This is a genomic window from Umboniibacter marinipuniceus, from assembly GCF_003688415.1.
Lineage (GTDB): Bacteria > Pseudomonadota > Gammaproteobacteria > Pseudomonadales > DSM-25080 > Umboniibacter > Umboniibacter marinipuniceus.
Map to the genome: position 1 here is coordinate 372,925 of NZ_REFJ01000002.1, position 15,997 is coordinate 388,921.

At 49.8% G+C, this 15,997-nt stretch carries 17 protein-coding genes; 6 read left to right on the forward strand and 11 right to left on the reverse strand.

Going from position 1 to position 15,997, the window contains the following annotated elements:
- Nucleotides 1-124: 124 nt before the first annotated feature.
- Nucleotides 125-628 carry a hypothetical protein gene (locus DFR27_RS05565; RefSeq protein WP_121876457.1) on the reverse strand — a complete coding sequence of 168 codons (504 nt, stop codon included), beginning with the start codon at nt 626-628 and terminating at the stop codon, nt 125-127.
- A 169-nt stretch (nt 629-797) separates the two neighbouring features.
- Between DFR27_RS05565 and DFR27_RS05570 the strand changes: the two genes are divergently transcribed.
- From DFR27_RS05570 to prpF, 5 genes are read left to right on the forward strand one after another with little or no spacing between them, the layout of a single operon-like run.
- Nucleotides 798-1,460 carry a GntR family transcriptional regulator gene (locus tag DFR27_RS05570; RefSeq protein ID WP_121876458.1) on the forward strand — a complete coding sequence of 221 codons (663 nt, stop codon included), beginning with the start codon at nt 798-800 and terminating at the stop codon, nt 1,458-1,460.
- 46 nt (nt 1,461-1,506) lie between these two features.
- Complete coding sequence (gene prpB, locus DFR27_RS05575) at nt 1,507-2,385, forward strand: methylisocitrate lyase (protein WP_121876459.1); 879 nt, start codon at nt 1,507-1,509, stop codon at nt 2,383-2,385.
- 13 nt (nt 2,386-2,398) lie between these two features.
- Entirely contained in the window at nt 2,399-3,523 is a 1,125-nt protein-coding gene (prpC, locus tag DFR27_RS05580; RefSeq protein ID WP_121876460.1) for a bifunctional 2-methylcitrate synthase/citrate synthase, read from the forward strand.
- 60 nt (nt 3,524-3,583) lie between these two features.
- Nucleotides 3,584-6,175: a Fe/S-dependent 2-methylisocitrate dehydratase AcnD gene (gene acnD, locus DFR27_RS05585; protein WP_121876461.1), complete on the forward strand. Its 2,592-nt coding sequence runs from the start codon at nt 3,584-3,586 to the stop codon at nt 6,173-6,175.
- A 9-nt stretch (nt 6,176-6,184) separates the two neighbouring features.
- A complete protein-coding gene (gene prpF / locus DFR27_RS05590) occupies nt 6,185-7,360 on the forward strand; it encodes a 2-methylaconitate cis-trans isomerase PrpF (RefSeq protein WP_121876462.1) in 1,176 nt (391 codons plus the stop codon).
- Nucleotides 7,361-7,479: 119 nt separating this feature from the next.
- Here the strand turns inward: prpF and DFR27_RS05595 are convergent, their stop codons facing one another.
- Nucleotides 7,480-7,824, reverse strand: coding sequence for a DUF1294 domain-containing protein (locus DFR27_RS05595; RefSeq protein WP_121876463.1), 345 nt, complete (start codon nt 7,822-7,824; stop codon nt 7,480-7,482).
- Between the two features lie 176 nt (nt 7,825-8,000).
- Between DFR27_RS05595 and DFR27_RS05600 the strand changes: the two genes are divergently transcribed.
- Nucleotides 8,001-8,768 carry a DUF5020 family protein gene (locus DFR27_RS05600; RefSeq protein ID WP_121876464.1) on the forward strand — a complete coding sequence of 256 codons (768 nt, stop codon included), beginning with the start codon at nt 8,001-8,003 and terminating at the stop codon, nt 8,766-8,768.
- Between the two features lie 242 nt (nt 8,769-9,010).
- On the opposite strand, the gene DFR27_RS05605 is transcribed toward DFR27_RS05600, so the two are convergent.
- The 9 genes from DFR27_RS05605 to DFR27_RS05645 are packed head-to-tail and all read right to left on the reverse strand — an operon-like array spanning nt 9,011 to nt 15,994.
- A complete protein-coding gene (locus DFR27_RS05605) occupies nt 9,011-9,709 on the reverse strand; it encodes a hypothetical protein (protein ID WP_121876465.1) in 699 nt (232 codons plus the stop codon).
- Between the two features lies 1 nt (nt 9,710).
- Entirely contained in the window at nt 9,711-11,204 is a 1,494-nt protein-coding gene (locus DFR27_RS05610) for an ExeA family protein (protein ID WP_121876466.1), read from the reverse strand.
- On the reverse strand, nt 11,204-11,944 hold the full coding sequence (gspN, locus tag DFR27_RS05615; protein WP_121876467.1) for a type II secretion system protein N: 741 nt from the start codon (nt 11,942-11,944) through the stop codon (nt 11,204-11,206). The genes DFR27_RS05610 and gspN overlap by 1 nt, the downstream gene beginning before the upstream one ends.
- On the reverse strand, nt 11,941-12,399 hold the full coding sequence (gene gspM / locus DFR27_RS05620) for a type II secretion system protein GspM (RefSeq protein ID WP_121876468.1): 459 nt from the start codon (nt 12,397-12,399) through the stop codon (nt 11,941-11,943). The genes gspN and gspM overlap by 4 nt, the downstream gene beginning before the upstream one ends.
- A 2-nt stretch (nt 12,400-12,401) precedes the next feature.
- On the reverse strand, nt 12,402-13,529 hold the full coding sequence (gene gspL / locus DFR27_RS05625) for a type II secretion system protein GspL (protein WP_121876469.1): 1,128 nt from the start codon (nt 13,527-13,529) through the stop codon (nt 12,402-12,404).
- Nucleotides 13,529-14,524, reverse strand: a complete 996-nt coding sequence (gene gspK / locus DFR27_RS05630; protein ID WP_281269012.1) for a type II secretion system minor pseudopilin GspK — start codon at nt 14,522-14,524, stop codon at nt 13,529-13,531. The genes gspL and gspK overlap by 1 nt, the downstream gene beginning before the upstream one ends.
- Nucleotides 14,508-15,140 carry a type II secretion system minor pseudopilin GspJ gene (gene gspJ / locus DFR27_RS05635; RefSeq protein WP_170150791.1) on the reverse strand — a complete coding sequence of 211 codons (633 nt, stop codon included), beginning with the start codon at nt 15,138-15,140 and terminating at the stop codon, nt 14,508-14,510. The genes gspK and gspJ overlap by 17 nt, the downstream gene beginning before the upstream one ends.
- A complete protein-coding gene (locus DFR27_RS05640; protein WP_121876472.1) occupies nt 15,130-15,492 on the reverse strand; it encodes a type II secretion system protein GspI in 363 nt (120 codons plus the stop codon). Before DFR27_RS05640 ends, gspJ begins: the two co-directional genes overlap by 11 nt.
- On the reverse strand, nt 15,479-15,994 hold the full coding sequence (locus tag DFR27_RS05645) for a prepilin-type N-terminal cleavage/methylation domain-containing protein (protein WP_121876473.1): 516 nt from the start codon (nt 15,992-15,994) through the stop codon (nt 15,479-15,481). Before DFR27_RS05645 ends, DFR27_RS05640 begins: the two co-directional genes overlap by 14 nt.
- Nucleotides 15,995-15,997: the final 3 nt, after the last annotated feature.

Below are 15,997 nucleotides of genomic sequence, written 5' to 3' on the forward strand. Positions count from 1 at the left end.
TTCAATCTGCCGTGTTTTATAACGCACACCATCCTTATGCTCCTCAAATAAATTTAATATTCGCCATGACCGCCTCGAGCTAATCGAGCTAATCGAGCTAATCGAGCTAATCGAGCTAATCGAGCTAATCGAGCCTAACAATACCTGAGCTACCCTGCCAATCCCCAACCATCCAGATTTGCTCGAAGGGCGTATTTTCTGGAACCTGGATTTCGACTTTGGCTGAGTGAATATCCGTCGCATTCCATGCAGGATTGGCATTGCGAATTACCAGCCAAACCCGCGGCGAGTCGTAACACTTTTTTGCTTTGCCGGCGAGAATTCGGTTCAACGCGGTGACCAATCTTTCGTGCGTCTCATCCAGTAGATCAATCACTGCCAGCTCAGCCCGCGTAGCCGAAGTTAGCTCTCTCCCCAATATCTCCATTGCTTGAGCTTCAGAACCGTATAAATGGGCAATCTCTAGGTCAAGTTTGTCATCACCAAGATAACAGCTTACATCCGGTCGGCGAGGTTCGTTATGCCAAATATGCCGCACCTCAATACCGAAACGCTGTTCGTACGCACGCATAAATAATTTTGCCGCGTCATGCTCTAACGCGATCTTTTCCAACTTCGACTGACACATCATCAACCCCTAGACATCAATCTAGATAGTAGCCTATTCAATGATCTTTCGAAAGTCACTGTCTTACACGTTGATAACGATGCATTGTCGACAATACTAGCAATTTTTATTGAATAATTAGCTTAATGCCGATATATTGTCGACAATTAATTCAAGAAATGATGCCAAAATGACAACTGAAGCCATTACCAACGCCGATAAAACCTTCGTGCAAATTCGTAGCGACATCATTGCCGGGCGCATTGAATCTGGGGCTAAACTTAGCGAGCCAGAATTGTCGACAAAATATGGCGTCAGCCGCGCCGTGATTCGGGAAGCTATAAACCGATTGGCCGCGTGTCATATTGTAGAGCGAAAGGCCAACGTTGGCGCCCGCGTTGTCGCGCTAAGTCCACAGGGATTAATTCAGCTCTATCAAGTACGTGAAGCATTAGAAGGTATGGCGGCACGCCTCGCTGCAGAAAATATGACCAACGAGGAAATTGCTCAACTCCAAGCGCTTCTAGTTAGCCATAAGTCATCGATAGCGGGGAGTGAATCCTACTATCAAGAGGCAGGTGATGTTGATTTCCACTACCGCATTATTATGGGTTCTAAGAATGATCAGCTTATTAATGTGCTATTTAACGGTCTTTACCACTTAGTACGCATGTATCGCGTTCAGCTTGGAATGGCTGGACCTCGGGTAACAAAGGCCTTTGATGAACACCTTCATATCGCAAGTGCGATTGCCAATCGTGACGGGGAGCTCGCTGAGATGCTCATGCGTCGACACATCCACTACTCAAAGAACACCATTGAATCACTATTAACCAACGAACTCGACGACTAGTTGGGACCTTCTTTGTCCTAACTCGAGTCCCATAAAAGAGGTTGCTATGACTCCAGGAAAACGATTTCGCAACGCGCTTGCGGCGAACAATCCCCTCCAAATTGTAGGCACCATTAATGCCTACAGCGCGATGATGGCTGAGCAAATAGGTCATCAAGCTATCTATCTCTCCGGTGGCGGCGTTGCCAACGCCTCATACGGACTTCCCGACTTAGGTATGACTTCGCTTAACGACGTCATTGTTGATGTACAGCGAATCACTTCGGCCTGCCAGTTGCCACTAATGGTCGACATTGATACCGGCTGGGGTGGCGCATTTAACATTGCGAAAACCGTCAGAGATATGGAAAAAGCAGGTGCCGCTGCCGTCCACATGGAAGATCAGGTAGCTCAGAAACGTTGTGGACATAGGCCAAACAAAGAGATTGTCAGCACAGAGGAGATGGTTGACCGTCTCAAAGCAGCGGTAGACGCTCGAACTGACCCCGACTTCTTTATTATGGCTCGAACTGACTCGTTCGCACAGGAAGGGCTAGAGGCTGCAATTGAACGTGCTAAAGCCTATGTTTCCGCTGGTGCCGATGGAATCTTCGCCGAAGCCATTAAGACCGAAGCGCATTACCGTGCCTTTGCCGAGGCGCTTGACGTCCCTATTCTTGCCAACATCACCGAATTTGGACAGACCGAACTTTGGAATGCTGAGGAATTGGGCAACTGGGGCGCCGCCATGGTCCTCTATCCGCTTAGCGCATTCCGCGCAATGAATAAGGCAGCTGAGAACGTCTACCGCCATATTCTTAAAGATGGTGATCAAAAAGCCGTTGTCGATACGATGCAAACTCGGATGGAGCTCTATGACTACCTCGGCTATCACGACTACGAAACCAAACTCGATCAACTTTTCGCCGAAGGCAAGAATAAATAAAAGGGAACTTACTATGGTTGATAAAAAACTAGGCGGTGCAGGCCTTCGAGGTCAAAGTGCTGGAGAAACCTCACTATGTACCGTGGGTAAATCTGGCTCAGGACTCACCTACTGCGGCTACGATGTCTCTGATTTAGCTGAGAACGCAACGTTTGAGGAAGTAGCCTATCTCCTGTTCTATGGTGAGTTGCCTAATCAGGAACAGTTAGATAGCTACCGGGATCAGCTCAAATCAATGCAGGACTTACCAGAGGCGCTAAAGAACGTGTTACGTTTGGTTCCAGCTAGCGCTCACCCAATGGATGTCATGCGCACGGGTGCTTCATTCCTTGGAAATGTTGAACCGGAGGCTAGCTTCGACGACCAACTTACCGCCGCCAACCGTTTATTGGCCGCCTTCCCCGCTATCATGTGTTATTGGTATCGTTTTAGTCATGACGGGGTGGAAATTGACTGCACATCTGAAGAGATTGGCCTAGGTGGGCATTTTCTTAAGCTACTTACGGGCAAGACGCCATCGGACTTACACCGGCGTGTTATGGACGTATCGCTCATTCTTTATGCGGAGCACGAATTCAACGCATCTACCTTCACTGCCCGCGTTTGTGCGTCAACCCTCTCCGATATGTATTCCTGTATTACTGGCGCGATTGGCTCACTTCGGGGGCCACTCCATGGTGGTGCTAACGAAGCCGCCATGGACATGATTCAAGGATTTACCTCGCCGGAGGATGCAAAGCTACAGATGGCGGGAATGCTCGAACGAAAAGAAAAGATTATGGGCTTCGGTCATGCCGTCTATCGAACCTCAGATCCGCGTAATGGCATAATCAAAGCTTGGTCGGAAAAGCTAGCCAAAGAGTTCGGTGATACCTCGCTTTATGACATCTCCGTCGCCTGTGAGGAATATATGTGGGACACCAAGAAATTATTCTGTAACGCTGATTTCTTCCACGCCTCGGCTTATCACTTCATGGGCATTCCAACTAAGTTGTTTACGCCAATTTTCGTCTGCTCTCGAATTACTGGCTGGGCTGCTCACGTCATGGAACAGCGTGAAAACAACCGTATTATCCGCCCGAGTGCGGACTACATCGGTCCGGAGCCTCGCGCTGTCTTGCCAATTGCTAGCCGCTAATCATTTTATGACGGCTGTCGCTTTCAACCTGCAACCGTCATTCACTTGGATTGAGTAACTATGAATACAAATTACCGAAAGCCTCTAGCTGGTAGTACCGTTGACTATTTCGATGTTCGTGCCGCCGTAGAGGATATTAAACCCGGTGCCTATGACACCCTACCCTACACCTCACGAGTGCTTGCAGAGAACCTAGTTAGGCGCTGCTCACCCAGCACGCTTACCGCGAGTTTAGAGCAACTTATCTATCGGAAGCGCGACTTAGATTTCCCTTGGTTTCCTGCTCGTGTAGTGTGCCACGACATTTTGGGCCAGACTGCGCTGGTTGACTTAGCTGGTCTCCGTGACGCCATTGCGGCTGAAGGCGGCGATCCCGCAAAGGTAAACCCTGTGGTACCAACGCAGCTGGTGGTAGATCACTCTCTAGCCGTTGAGTTTGGCGGCGATGATCCTGATGCCTTTGCTAAGAACCGCGCAATTGAAGACCGTCGTAATGAAGATCGTTTTCACTTTATCAATTGGACGAAGACAGCGTTCGAGAACATCGATGTCATCCCCCAGGGAAATGGTATTCTCCATCAGATCAACCTTGAGCGTATGTCACCCGTCATCCAGAATCGCGACGGTGTCGCCTTTCCGGATACCTTAGTTGGTACCGATAGTCATACCCCAATGGTTGATGCGTTAGGCGTCATTGCTATTGGCGTTGGCGGACTTGAAGCCGAGAGCGTTATGCTTGGTCGAGCTTCGTACATGCGCCTGCCAGAAATAGTGGGTGTAGAGCTAGTTGGTCAGCGCGCACCGGGAATCACGGCAACGGACATCGTCTTGGCCCTAACCGAATTCTTGCGAGAAGCAAAGGTGGTGTCAACGTACCTCGAATTCTTTGGCGCTGCGGTTGACCAGTTAAACCTCGGTGATCGTGCAACTATCTCGAATATGACGCCCGAATTCGGTGCGACCGCTGCTATGTTCTCTATCGATGATAAAACGATTGATTACCTTAAGCTAACAGGGAGAGAAGACGATCAGATCGAGTTAGTGGAGCAATATGCTAAGGCTGTGGGCCTATGGCGCAGCCAACTCGAAAAAGCCGAGTACGAGCGAGTACTTCAATTCGACCTATCGTCCGTTGTACGCAATCTAGCTGGCCCGTCAAACCCACACAAGCGTTTGCCTACTAGTGCGCTAGGCGAGCGAGGTTTACTGGGCGATTATCACTCCAATAACGGTGAAATGCCGGATGGCGCGGTGATTATTGCGGCCATTACAAGCTGTACCAATACTAGTAACCCTCGCAATATGATCGCGGCTGGCCTTATTGCGCGTAATGCTAACCGTGCAGGCTTAACCCGTAAGCCATGGGTTAAAAGTTCACTAGCGCCGGGCTCAAAGGCGGTACAACTCTATCTTGAAGAAGCTGATTTGATGACAGATTTAGAGTCCCTAGGTTTCGGCGTAGTGGCCTTTGCCTGTACTTCCTGTAACGGCATGAGTGGTGCACTAAGACCAGAGATCGCCGAGGAAATCACTCAACGAGACCTCTACACCACAGCGGTACTCTCGGGAAATCGTAATTTTGATGGCCGAATTCATCCTCACGCCGACCAGGCGTTCTTAGCGTCGCCACCGCTTGTGGTGGCCTACGCTATTGCAGGATCTATTCGCTTCGACATTGAATCAGACCCGCTTGGTTTCGATAGTGATGGAAAGCCAATTACCCTCAAGGATATCTGGCCCAGCGATGAAGAGATTGACGCGGTGGTTGCAACTAGCGTTAAGCCGCAGCAATTCCGAGATGTCTACATTCCGATGTTCAACCTTGATAGTACGGAAGAGCGTGCTTCTAGCCCACTATATGACTGGCGTGAAAAGAGCACCTACATCCGTAGGCCACCCTATTGGGAAGGAGCTTTTGCCAACGCCTGTGCGCTCACTAATATGCGCCCACTGGCCGTATTAGGCGATAACATCACCACCGATCACCTATCACCTTCCAACGCTATTATGGCGTCAAGCGCTGCTGGAGAGTATCTCGCTAAAATGGGCCTCCCCGAGGAGGACTTTAACTCCTACGCAACTCACCGCGGAGATCATCTCACCGCGCAGCGGGCTACCTTCGCTAATCCTAAGTTACTGAACGAAATGGTGAGCGAAGACGGTAAGGTAGTTCAGGGGTCGTTGGCTCGTGTTGAGCCGGAAGGCAAAGTAACCCGAATGTGGGAGGCCATTGAGACATACATGGAACGTCAGCAGCCGCTAATTGTTATCGCTGGCGCTGATTATGGTCAAGGCTCCTCGCGCGATTGGGCGGCAAAAGGAGTCCGCTTGGCCGGGGTTGAGGCGATTGTCGCCGAAGGGTTTGAGCGAATCCATCGAACCAATTTGATTGGCATGGGTGTTCTACCGCTTGAATTTAGCGCAGGAACCTCTCGCCATAGCTATCAAATTGATGGCACAGAATGCTTTAGTGTTGAGGGCGAACTCTCACCGGGGGCTAAACTTGAGCTAGTGATCACTCGTAGCGATGGTACACGCTTGTCCGCGCCGGTGCATTGTCGTCTAGATACTGCTGAAGAAGTCTCCATTTACCAGGCGGGTGGCGTCCTTCAACGTTTCGCCAAAGACTTTTTAGCAAGCGCAACGCACTAGGAGCTGACTGTGACATATCAACCTCAACAACGTGTAGCCGCTACTTATATGCGGGGCGGAACGAGCAAAGGAGTGTTCTTCAAGCGAGCGGACTTACCGCTAGCGACACAACAACCTGGCGCGGAGCGAGACGCGCTGCTGCTCCGAGTAATAGGCAGCCCAGACCCTTACGGTAAACAAACCGACGGTATGGGCGGGGCAACGTCGAGTACCAGCAAGGCGGTGATTGTAGACGTTAGTACTCGACCAGACCATGACGTTGACTATCTTTTTGGTCAAGTCGCCATTGATAAAGCGTTTGTAGATTGGAGCGGTAACTGCGGCAATTTAAGTGCCGCAGTGGGTGCGTTCGCGATTGCCAACGGATTGGTGGCACCCGAGCGAATTCCTGAGTATGGCACCGTCGAAGTCCGGATCTGGCAGCAAAACATCAGTAAAACAATTCTCGCTAAGGTACCCATTCATCAAGGCGAAGTTAAGGAACTTGGAGACTTTGAACTCGATGGCGTTACCTTCCCTGCCGCCGAGATTGAAGTCGCCTTCTTAGACCCTGTAGACGGCGGTGGTGAGATATTTCCAACCGCTAATGCCGCGGATCAGCTGGAAATTGAAGGTCATGGCTCATACGAGGTCACAATGATCAATGCGGGTATTCCAACGGTCTTTTTCAACGCCACTGAACTCGGATTCACGGGGACTGAGTCACAGGACGAGATTAACAACAATCCAGCACTACTTAGCAAGCTTGAGCTTTTTCGGGCCCATGCTGCACTTCGGATGGGTTTAATCAACACCTTGGACGAAGCGGAGACACGCCAACACACTCCGAAGATAGCTTGGGTGGCGCCGCCCGCCACCTACACTGCCTCAAGTGGCAAAGTAGTTAGCGCTGAGGCTACTGACGTAGTCATTCGCGCGATGTCTATGGGGAGGCTACATCACGCCATGATGGGCACTGCTGCGGTGGCCATTGGCGCCGCGGCCGCAATCGACGGCACCGTGGTTAATACCGCGTCGGGCAGTGTTACAAGGGAATCACTGTGCTTTGGACATCCTTCGGGCACACTGACGGTGGGAGCAAGAGCTGAATGCACTAACGGAGTTTGGCAGATAGAGCGCGCCGTTATGGGGCGAAGTGCACGCGTACTTATGGAGGGGTTTGTTCGGGTACCCAAGGTCTACTAAGGCCAGCTGGTAGCTGAACGGTTCAACCGCAGCTTCAATGAATAAAGCCCTGCCGAGCCAATGTCGTATTGACTGCACGGCAGCGGCTCAATTCTCCGTTTTCCATCGCAAAGCGCAGTTTAAAATAACCAGACTACAAAGTAGATTAGCGCAATATTAAACGCCATTGCCAAGTAATAGCGCCATTGAAATGACCATTTAGCTGTCTTGTGGTGGAATTGTACTTTAGCAATAGAAGCCCCCACCCAACCGCCAGCGGCGGCTAGAAGCAGTAGGAAGCTCTCGGGAATACGCTCACCGCCGTTTACTGCAAAACGTTTATCCAAATAATAAACAACATAACCTATCAAGCCCATGACCAGAATATAAGCAATAATCATTGGGGAGATTAACTCAATTAAGTGCGCAGCTAATACCACACCTATGAATGCCGCACTTAGAACGAGTAGAAACCATCTTTTCATCGTATTGTCCCAGTTAGTCGTGATTTGTTAGTAGCCCAGACGAACCGAACCAAGCTAGGGAATGACCTATCGAGTATTTTAGTTGATCTGCCAGCAAAATTTGTAACTTTTTACGCGCTCTTGCTTAATTCTTTGCGTTTGCTAAAGTGCGCGCATCTAAAATTAAGGTAAACACTATGAAACTTATTAAATCGCTTGCGGCTTCGGCCGTTGCTTCTTTCGCCTTCTCTTCAGCGGCTAACGCAGACATGATCCTTTGGAGTGATGTTAGTGTCACAGGTCTTTCTGGTTCTGGCTACGAAGTTGATGCTGATCGCCAACATACTGCGACCTTCGAGTACGTAGCGGGTACTACTTGGGGTGACGTCTTCGTCTTTTACGATGCCACTTCGTATGACTCTAAAACACAAGATAACATTGGTTTCTACGGCGAGATTTCTCCACGAATCAGCATGAATAAAGCCTTTGGCGCTGAACTTGGCGGCGACGTTCTAGCTGACGTATTGCTAGCTTTCACCCTTGAGAACGGTCGTGGCGACGTTGAGACTTTCCTTTCTGGTGTGGGTTTTGATTGGAATGTTCCTGGATTTAACTTCCTCCAGACTAACGTCTATTATCGCTCTGGCATCAACACCGATTCAGACGGTTTCCAGTTAACGCCAGTTTGGAACATGGACTTTAAAGTTGGTAACTCAAAAATCGTCTTCGACGGTTTCGCTGATTGGGTTTTCAACACTAGCGATGATCAGTACGCTACTAACCTACACATCAACCCACAGATCAAATACGACTTGGGTATGGCTCTAAACGGCGAGAGCGGAGCAAACAAGCTTTACGTAGGGGTTGAAGTTGACTACTGGAAGAATAAGTACGGTATCGAAGATTCTAAGTTCTTCACCACTAACCAGACTGCAGCTAGCCTGTTAGTTAAGTACCACTTCTAAGCCCTAAGCGTACAGCTCTAATTCAAATGGGAAGTGCAATGCACTTCCCATTTTTCGTTTGGGGTGGTACGAAAACTGCTATGCCTTAGCGCTCAAACGCCATTTTTGCTCAACGATAGCAAAGTCATTGCTAATCCAATGGTAATTCCCTATGACGGCTAAGCAAGCGGCGATTCCCTGTCATCACTGATCCAGTTGTAATTCCTTGTCACTGCTAAACCAACAGCAATTCTCGGTCTTCGCTAGTCCAGTTGTAATTCCCAGTCCTGAAGCGCCGCTACGCGAAAGGTGACGCCCTGGGCCTTAAACACGGTGCCCTGCTCAACCAGTGCTTGAACCTGAGCAATCCCCAAGAAGCTACCAGCTTCCAAGCGTCTGCCGTTGATAAAAGCGAAGCCCTCACCCGACTCAGGGTTAAAAACATGGGCACTGTAGTTAATGGCTGCTAGTTCAACCATCAGCTCTAGCGGCAACTCTGTAATAGGTGTGGCTTGGCGCCACAAGGAGTCATTCATCGCAGACGCTGATTCATTTGGAGAAGCTGGCTGGTCAACCGAGGCATAGAGTGCCTCCGTTTGCTGATTTTGTGGAACAACACCTTGGTTAACTTGGCTACCTTGTTGAGTGTTGACTGGCCTACCATTAGCTGTAATAGCTAAGTTTACACTTGCCGTATCGGTGCTACTGGGTGGCGAAGCTAAGTATGTGCCTTGGGTTGAATCGGCACCACGCCATGTCTGGGTCAATGCCATGCCAGCAAAAACGCCAAGGGCCGCGAGTGTGAAGCCACCAACTAACCAAATGCCGATATTGCGACGGGGCTGCCCGGTATTGCCCGATTCGTTCGCATAATCAATTGAGCCCAGCGCTTGGTCAGGGCTTTGTGCGTGATCAGGGCTTTGCGCCTGTGCGCGCTCAATTGCTTTGAGTAAGGATGACATATTATTGCTCCGCCTCAGCCTGCAAATAGAAATAGCTTAGCGCATCCATCTCACCCGTTGTAGGGAGACCATGCTGCTGTTGGAATAGGATGATTCGTTGTTTCAGCGCGGTATTAAAATCTCCCTCGGTTAAGGGCCGTTCCTGATGATCTACCTTGGCAAACATTGTAGCTAAGTGCCGGATATCATATTCACTACTATGAACGGTTACTGGTAGTTTGCTGACGCCATCCGCTTGCCAAATCAGTAAATATCGCCCACTGAGTTCAGCTACGATTGATGTGCGAAGAATAGACTTAGCCCCGTCATCGGAAATTAGCTGGCGTCTTTGTTGATCGCCATCGCCGAGGACCAAAAATTCGCCGGCGATGGTCTCGGCAATAATAGGAGCCTCGAAAAACGCGAGCGTGGTGGGGGCTAACTCGCCCTCATCACAACGTTGAGGCAGGACTATATACTCGCAGCGGTTCTCGCCCCGATACACGTCCATAGAGCGCTGCATGAGTTCAACCGCCTCTGACTTCGACACGCCATCACTAGTGGTGAACTGCCAGCCGAACCAACCTGCTACCAACGCAAGAAGCATTACGCCAAGCGAGGCAACCAGACCTCCTCGGCTCACTTTCGGCGGATCGGGAGCCACATCCCAATCGGCCACATTTGCGGCCGCTTCTAAGACGTCTTGCTTGTGAACGCGTCTACGGCCTTCGCCATAGGCGATCAACAGCGAGCGCTCTAATAGGCTATTAATTGCACGAGGAACGCCACCGCTTAAACGATGCACTAATGAGTTTAATCTTTTAGGGATAATGTCACTTGGCGCTGTAACCCCAACCGTCTGTAATCGACAATACACATACTCACGGCACTGTTTTTTATCAAGGGCTCTTAGGTGAGGCCGATAGGTAATGCGCTGTGCCAGCTGACGGAGCTTCGGCTGCTGGATTAATTGCCTTAGCTCAGGTTGGCCAACAAAGATAATCAACAACAGCTTTTGGGAATCTGTCTCTATATTGGTCAGAAGACGAAGCTGTTCAAGCGCGTTAAAACTGAGGTGCTGTGCTTCATCAATAATTAAAACCGTCTTCTTCTGTTGACTGAAATTTTCGATAAGTTGGTCGCGCAAGGCGTTAAAACAGCGACTCTTCAGCGATGAACCGTCACTCTCTGGTATGGTGACCGCAAACTCGCGACAAATTTCCACCATTAGCTCTTCATCATTAAGTAAGGGATTCAAAATAATTCCATACTCAACGGCGTGCTTCGCATCGCTCACTAAGCGGCGTATTATGGTAGTTTTTCCTGTTCCCACCTCGCCGCTAAAGAGCACGAGTCCGCTGCCGCCGGCAATACTCAGTTCCAAGTTCGCAAGCGCCTCACGATGGAGATGGCTCCAGTATAAGAGCGACGGGTCTGGTGAGATCGAGAATGGGATCTTCGTGAACCCAAAGTACTGGCAAATTATATCTTTCAGCTCTGGCTCTTCGTTCATCATTAGATTGCACCCGATAGGTTAAGCGCGTAGACACCTGGGCCAGTTCGCCGCCCCATCAAGGCTAAACCATTATGAATACGCTCATCATTCACCTGTTGAGCATCCACAACCAAGTTACAGCGATAGCGATTCAGCTTCAGTTCACATTGACCACTAACTTGGTATGGCGATTCAACGGTGACCGGAGCAACGACAATGGCGCCCTCAGTCGCACTCAAAACACCTGCAAAGCTGCCTAATTCAACAACCAAGTCGCCAATACTAAACGCGAGTTGGCTAACTAAAACTCTTCCGCTTAAGGATTCTATGCCCGACTCTAGATCCCACACAGCATGTTCCACCGAGACTGTTGTTTCAAAGCGATAATTTGGTTGCGTGACCACGTAATCGCCCTGAAGTTGATGCACACCAACTGCTTGACCTACTTGGTAGAGTTTCGCCGTGGCGAAGCCGTAGGAATCCTCAACGTGTAGATCGATATTCGGGCCCAACTCCGACGTAAACCCTCCTGAGAGCTTCCAGCTTAATGAGTCAATGGCCACACCATAGCCGGACTTTGCAATAACACCGTTAGTTGCCCGTCCCGACCATAATGAACCCTCAACACGCTGAAAGCTACAATCCAGCTTGGTGATGTGGCAGCCGCTTAACACTAGGCTCGCCGGCGTCTGCAGAACAATAAAGAGGCTTAAGAGCGACAGCACAGCCGTTACTAACAGTGTTACACGGACTTTGCTCATTGAGTGCTCAGCTGCATACTAATTGCTAACTGCCCCGCTTGATCAACCGTGAGTGACATGGCCGAAACATTTAGACTGTGCGCTTTGAGCTTAGTTAGCCACTTAGCAAAGTCCTCTTCTGAGGTATTACTGATTGCCAGCTGTAGTCCGTTAGCATTGGGGCGCAGGGAGTCATATTCTACCTCAGTCTCCCGGCCAATTTGATTTACTAAGGCGGCTAGATTGCCACTCACTTGGTTGCCCTCAGCGCGACCTTTTATCACAGGAACGAGCTGCTGCATTTGCGATAGCTGCGAGCGCAACTGCTGAATCTGACGTTCGCTATTCGCATTAGCTTTCAGAAGTGTGGAGAGCCCACTAACGATTAGCCAAATGCTGACGGCAACAATCATCACCACTAAGGCTCGTCGATCACGTGAGCTAAGGGTACCCCAGTAAACTTTCAACCTATCCATGACTATTGTTCCACCTTAATTCGCGCCGAAGTGATCCCATTACGTGACTGCGAAGATTGAATTTCAACCTGTAGCCCTTTAGCCTGTAACGCGCTGCTAAATCGGTCCAGCGCTACAAAATCGTCAGCCTCTAAGACAATATTCAGAGCCCTTGAACCGGCCCGAAGATCAACACGCTGGAAGCGAATGTCGCTATGGCTGCTGAGAACCTCAGACAATTCAGTTAAGGCGCCATAGACATCGTTTACAGAAAGCGATGATGACTCCGAGGCTAACGCCTGAAGTTGGCTATAGGCATTTACTATTCGTCCCTGAGGGACCACTTCCCGAAAGAGTGCTACCTGAGCTTCCTGGAGTGCCGCTTTCTCCTGATTAAGTTTCCAAGCCTGTATTCCGAAAAGTAGAATCTCGGCGGCCACTAACACCGTAACCAGCATCGCAACGCGGCGATACTTCGCCCAGTATTTTCTAACATTGATTGCTGGTCCATAACGACGGACCGCGAGATTAGTTCTTAAGCGTGAAAGTAACGACCAATAGGCCATTTCGCTTCGCTCGGTGATATTCCAGTTCTGTTCTTCGGCATATTCAGTTTCAATCAGTGATTTAGCCGCAGGAAGTGCACCAGTTGAGACCAGCGCTTCGTACGTTGTTGCCGCCAAATTTAGAGTGACGTTATTGCGCCGTAATAGCGGCTCAACGCCTGCGACAACAACCCCTTCTTGCAGCGCAAATTCTGACTCACTGTACATAGATAACAACGAGGAATCATGTGATTTAAGAACCGCTAACCACTTTTCAAGATAACGAATATTTACGCCGAATAGCTGCTGCCGATTATCTTCTTTATTACCTAGGACGAGATGTAACTCAGTAAGGTCCGTTGCCAGTTGGTCCTCAGCTAAATAGCCGATACCTTCGATATCAAGTTTTACACCCTGGGGCAGATCAACCCAACATTCAACTGTCTCTGCGCAGGGCACCAACAGATTAAGCTCCGCTGATTTCCCCTCCCACTCCACTGGCCAATCGTCACGATGACAGATTCCGCTTAGCTCCAATGCACTATCGTGCCAATAGAAAAAGTCACCATGTGGACGGAGCCACTTCTCCGTTCCTACTAACCTCATCACAACACTCCGTAACTGCGTTGAATTACATTAAGTTCAGACTCGCGCCGCTCTAGTAGCGCGGTATACAAATAAGTGCGTGCACCAAACTGCATATCAGTTTCAAGTTGAATATATCGGCTTCCTACCGCCAAGCCCTCGCTATTGATTGACTCATCGCCCACCAAGATAGCATTGGTGGTAGGCGACGCCATAAACGCATTTAAGTCATTAAAAGGGCTTGCTTCGCGCTCTAATAACCAACCATCTACCTGTGAAACTTCAAGCGGCGTGAGGTCGTCTGCACTGTTTAGCGTACGTAATAGCTTCGAACTCGCCAAATTTATATTCAGTACGGGCTCCGATGAGGGTAATGCCACCAACCAGGGACGAAGTTGTTGGTAGAGTACAGGCGTCATATGCCTAACCAACTGTAACTCACTCACACTTTCGAAGAACTGATTAGCCGTTCGATATGGAACCGGTGATAAGGTGGTGTAATAATTATTCTCTGCACCATCTAAGCCTGAGGTGAACGAATCCGCATCAAGCCAATCCTTGATAGCAACACAGATAGCCTCGGCTTCTGACTGGCCTAACTGCAGTTCTTCAAAGGTCTGCAATAATCGGATAAACCTCCGCTGTGCCTCGGTATAGTTCTGTCCCTCACCAATATCACCGCCAAGCGAGTTAATATTGAATCTTGCCGTAGCATCATAAAGCGTGGCCTGAAGCGCGCCCCCGTCCAGTAACATCGGGCCCGTTGGTTGTAGCCATACATCGCCTGCGGCATCCACCTCGGCGTCGTCATCATAAGCCATTAGCTTCTGGGCAAGGGGCACCGTGGAGTCCAATAGAATACGCGCTTGCTGGCGACTCATACTGGTTTCAACGCTGCTCATAGTTCGAAAGAAGTCACTTTGAATTCTGCTTGCAATCACCGTGACGAGAACCACGACGACGAGGGCCGAAATCAACGCCGCACCCCTTTGTTTATTTCTAGTTGAGATTAACAAGTACCTTAACCTCCCCTAAGTCAGCCGTTAAGATTTTGATTTCTATCGCCTCAGGGCGAGTCAAATTTAAGCGACCTGCAACATTACTATCCCAAGCGTCATAGGGAACAATACGGCCGTTTTGTGTAACTAAAAAAGTCACTTCGATCTCTTCGATACCACTGAGTAATTCGCGCTGTGTTGTGGGTTCCGCCAACACACGATCAAGTTGATACCAACTTTCTCGCCATAGCGTCCCGTCATCTAGGCGATAGCGAACCCTTTCAAGACTGGTAGCGAGCTGCCTTGGGGAGCGATAGCGACCGCCCCGACTAATTTCCAGCAGAACTTCGCGGTCAATGCCGCCTTCGATAGCCGCCCGTTGCTCGCCATAGTTATCGGTGATTGGCCGAGCTCGAAACTCGCTAATATCGTCTTCCAGCGCGCTCATGGTCAGCTGATACGCGACTAAGCTATCAGCGGCTTCCCCCACTCCCTCGCTACTATTTGCTGCGGCGACAAGGCTCTGATAACCGATCATTGCCATCAACGAGGTAATCACCAGTGCTACCAGCACCTCTACTAGGGTTAAACCTCGTTGCCTGGGATTGGCCAAAGCTGGTGAGCTATTCGCCATAACGTTGAACCTCAAGCAACGGATGGTCATTGTCGTCCAGAAAGATACTCAACGTGAGCCGATCAAAACCGTCTAACTCCGTGGACTCTCGAACAACTTCCCAGCGCCAGGCTTGGCGCATCATGGTTAACTGCCCCTCATCGCTCTGCCATTGTCGCTCAGTATTTCCGCGCAAGCGCTGATTGGCAATAACATAGTTGGCCACCCATTGCGCCTGAACCTTTGTCCGTGCTGCGACAACTCCGTCAACCTGTACACTAATCAATCGCAATAATGCCGGTACCGCTACTGCTAGCACTAGCAGCGCAACCAGTACCTCAATAAGTGAGAAGCCACCGCTAATCCGCTTCATCGTGCCATACCAAGGTTTGCCCGGTTTCAGACACTATCCGATAGTTCTGCGCACCAGAGACCAACAACGTAAACGGCGTAAACTCACCGGATGGTTGCACAATCACATCTGCAACGATTGAAGCGAGACGCTCATCGGATGCAAGTTGGATGTTCAAGCCCGCTACCTCCAAGGAGATATCGAGGTCAGCCCCCAGTGACTGCCTAGCAAGCTGCGCACATTCACTGGCTGTCCACTGTTGCATTCGTTGGTTTAACGCCAACGCTTCAATAATGACGCTGTCTTCTTGCTCTACCCATCTCAGCCCTAGTACCTGTCCGGACAGTCGTGCTTCATCCGAGCAACTTAATAGCCAATCGAAGATAACCTTACGCTGGACCACTTCGTTGTTGGTGTTGGGAATAGCCAACGAAGCCGCGGATACCATCACCGCGATGATGACAAGAACAACGAGTACCTCAACCAGGCTAAAACCTTGCTGTTGATGGTTAGGCGAAAACATTTA

Coding starts and splice junctions, on each gene's coding strand:
- prpB (WP_121876459.1), top strand. CDS start 1,507: ATGACTCCAGGAAAACGATTTCGCAACGCGCTTGCGGCGAACAATCCC.
- gspN (WP_121876467.1), bottom strand. CDS start 11,944: ATGAGCAAAGTCCGTGTAACACTGTTAGTAACGGCTGTGCTGTCGCTC.
- DFR27_RS05600 (WP_121876464.1), top strand. CDS start 8,001: ATGAAACTTATTAAATCGCTTGCGGCTTCGGCCGTTGCTTCTTTCGCC.
- gspL (WP_121876469.1), bottom strand. CDS start 13,529: ATGAGGTTAGTAGGAACGGAGAAGTGGCTCCGTCCACATGGTGACTTT.
- gspJ (WP_170150791.1), bottom strand. CDS start 15,140: ATGGCGAATAGCTCACCAGCTTTGGCCAATCCCAGGCAACGAGGTTTA.
- prpC (WP_121876460.1), top strand. CDS start 2,399: ATGGTTGATAAAAAACTAGGCGGTGCAGGCCTTCGAGGTCAAAGTGCT.
- DFR27_RS05610 (WP_121876466.1), bottom strand. CDS start 11,204: ATGATGAACGAAGAGCCAGAGCTGAAAGATATAATTTGCCAGTACTTT.
- DFR27_RS05605 (WP_121876465.1), bottom strand. CDS start 9,709: ATGTCATCCTTACTCAAAGCAATTGAGCGCGCACAGGCGCAAAGCCCT.
- DFR27_RS05640 (WP_121876472.1), bottom strand. CDS start 15,492: ATGAAGCGGATTAGCGGTGGCTTCTCACTTATTGAGGTACTGGTTGCG.
- DFR27_RS05645 (WP_121876473.1), bottom strand. CDS start 15,994: ATGTTTTCGCCTAACCATCAACAGCAAGGTTTTAGCCTGGTTGAGGTA.
- DFR27_RS05595 (WP_121876463.1), bottom strand. CDS start 7,824: ATGAAAAGATGGTTTCTACTCGTTCTAAGTGCGGCATTCATAGGTGTG.
- gspM (WP_121876468.1), bottom strand. CDS start 12,399: ATGGATAGGTTGAAAGTTTACTGGGGTACCCTTAGCTCACGTGATCGA.
- DFR27_RS05570 (WP_121876458.1), top strand. CDS start 798: ATGACAACTGAAGCCATTACCAACGCCGATAAAACCTTCGTGCAAATT.
- acnD (WP_121876461.1), top strand. CDS start 3,584: ATGAATACAAATTACCGAAAGCCTCTAGCTGGTAGTACCGTTGACTAT.
- DFR27_RS05565 (WP_121876457.1), bottom strand. CDS start 628: ATGTGTCAGTCGAAGTTGGAAAAGATCGCGTTAGAGCATGACGCGGCA.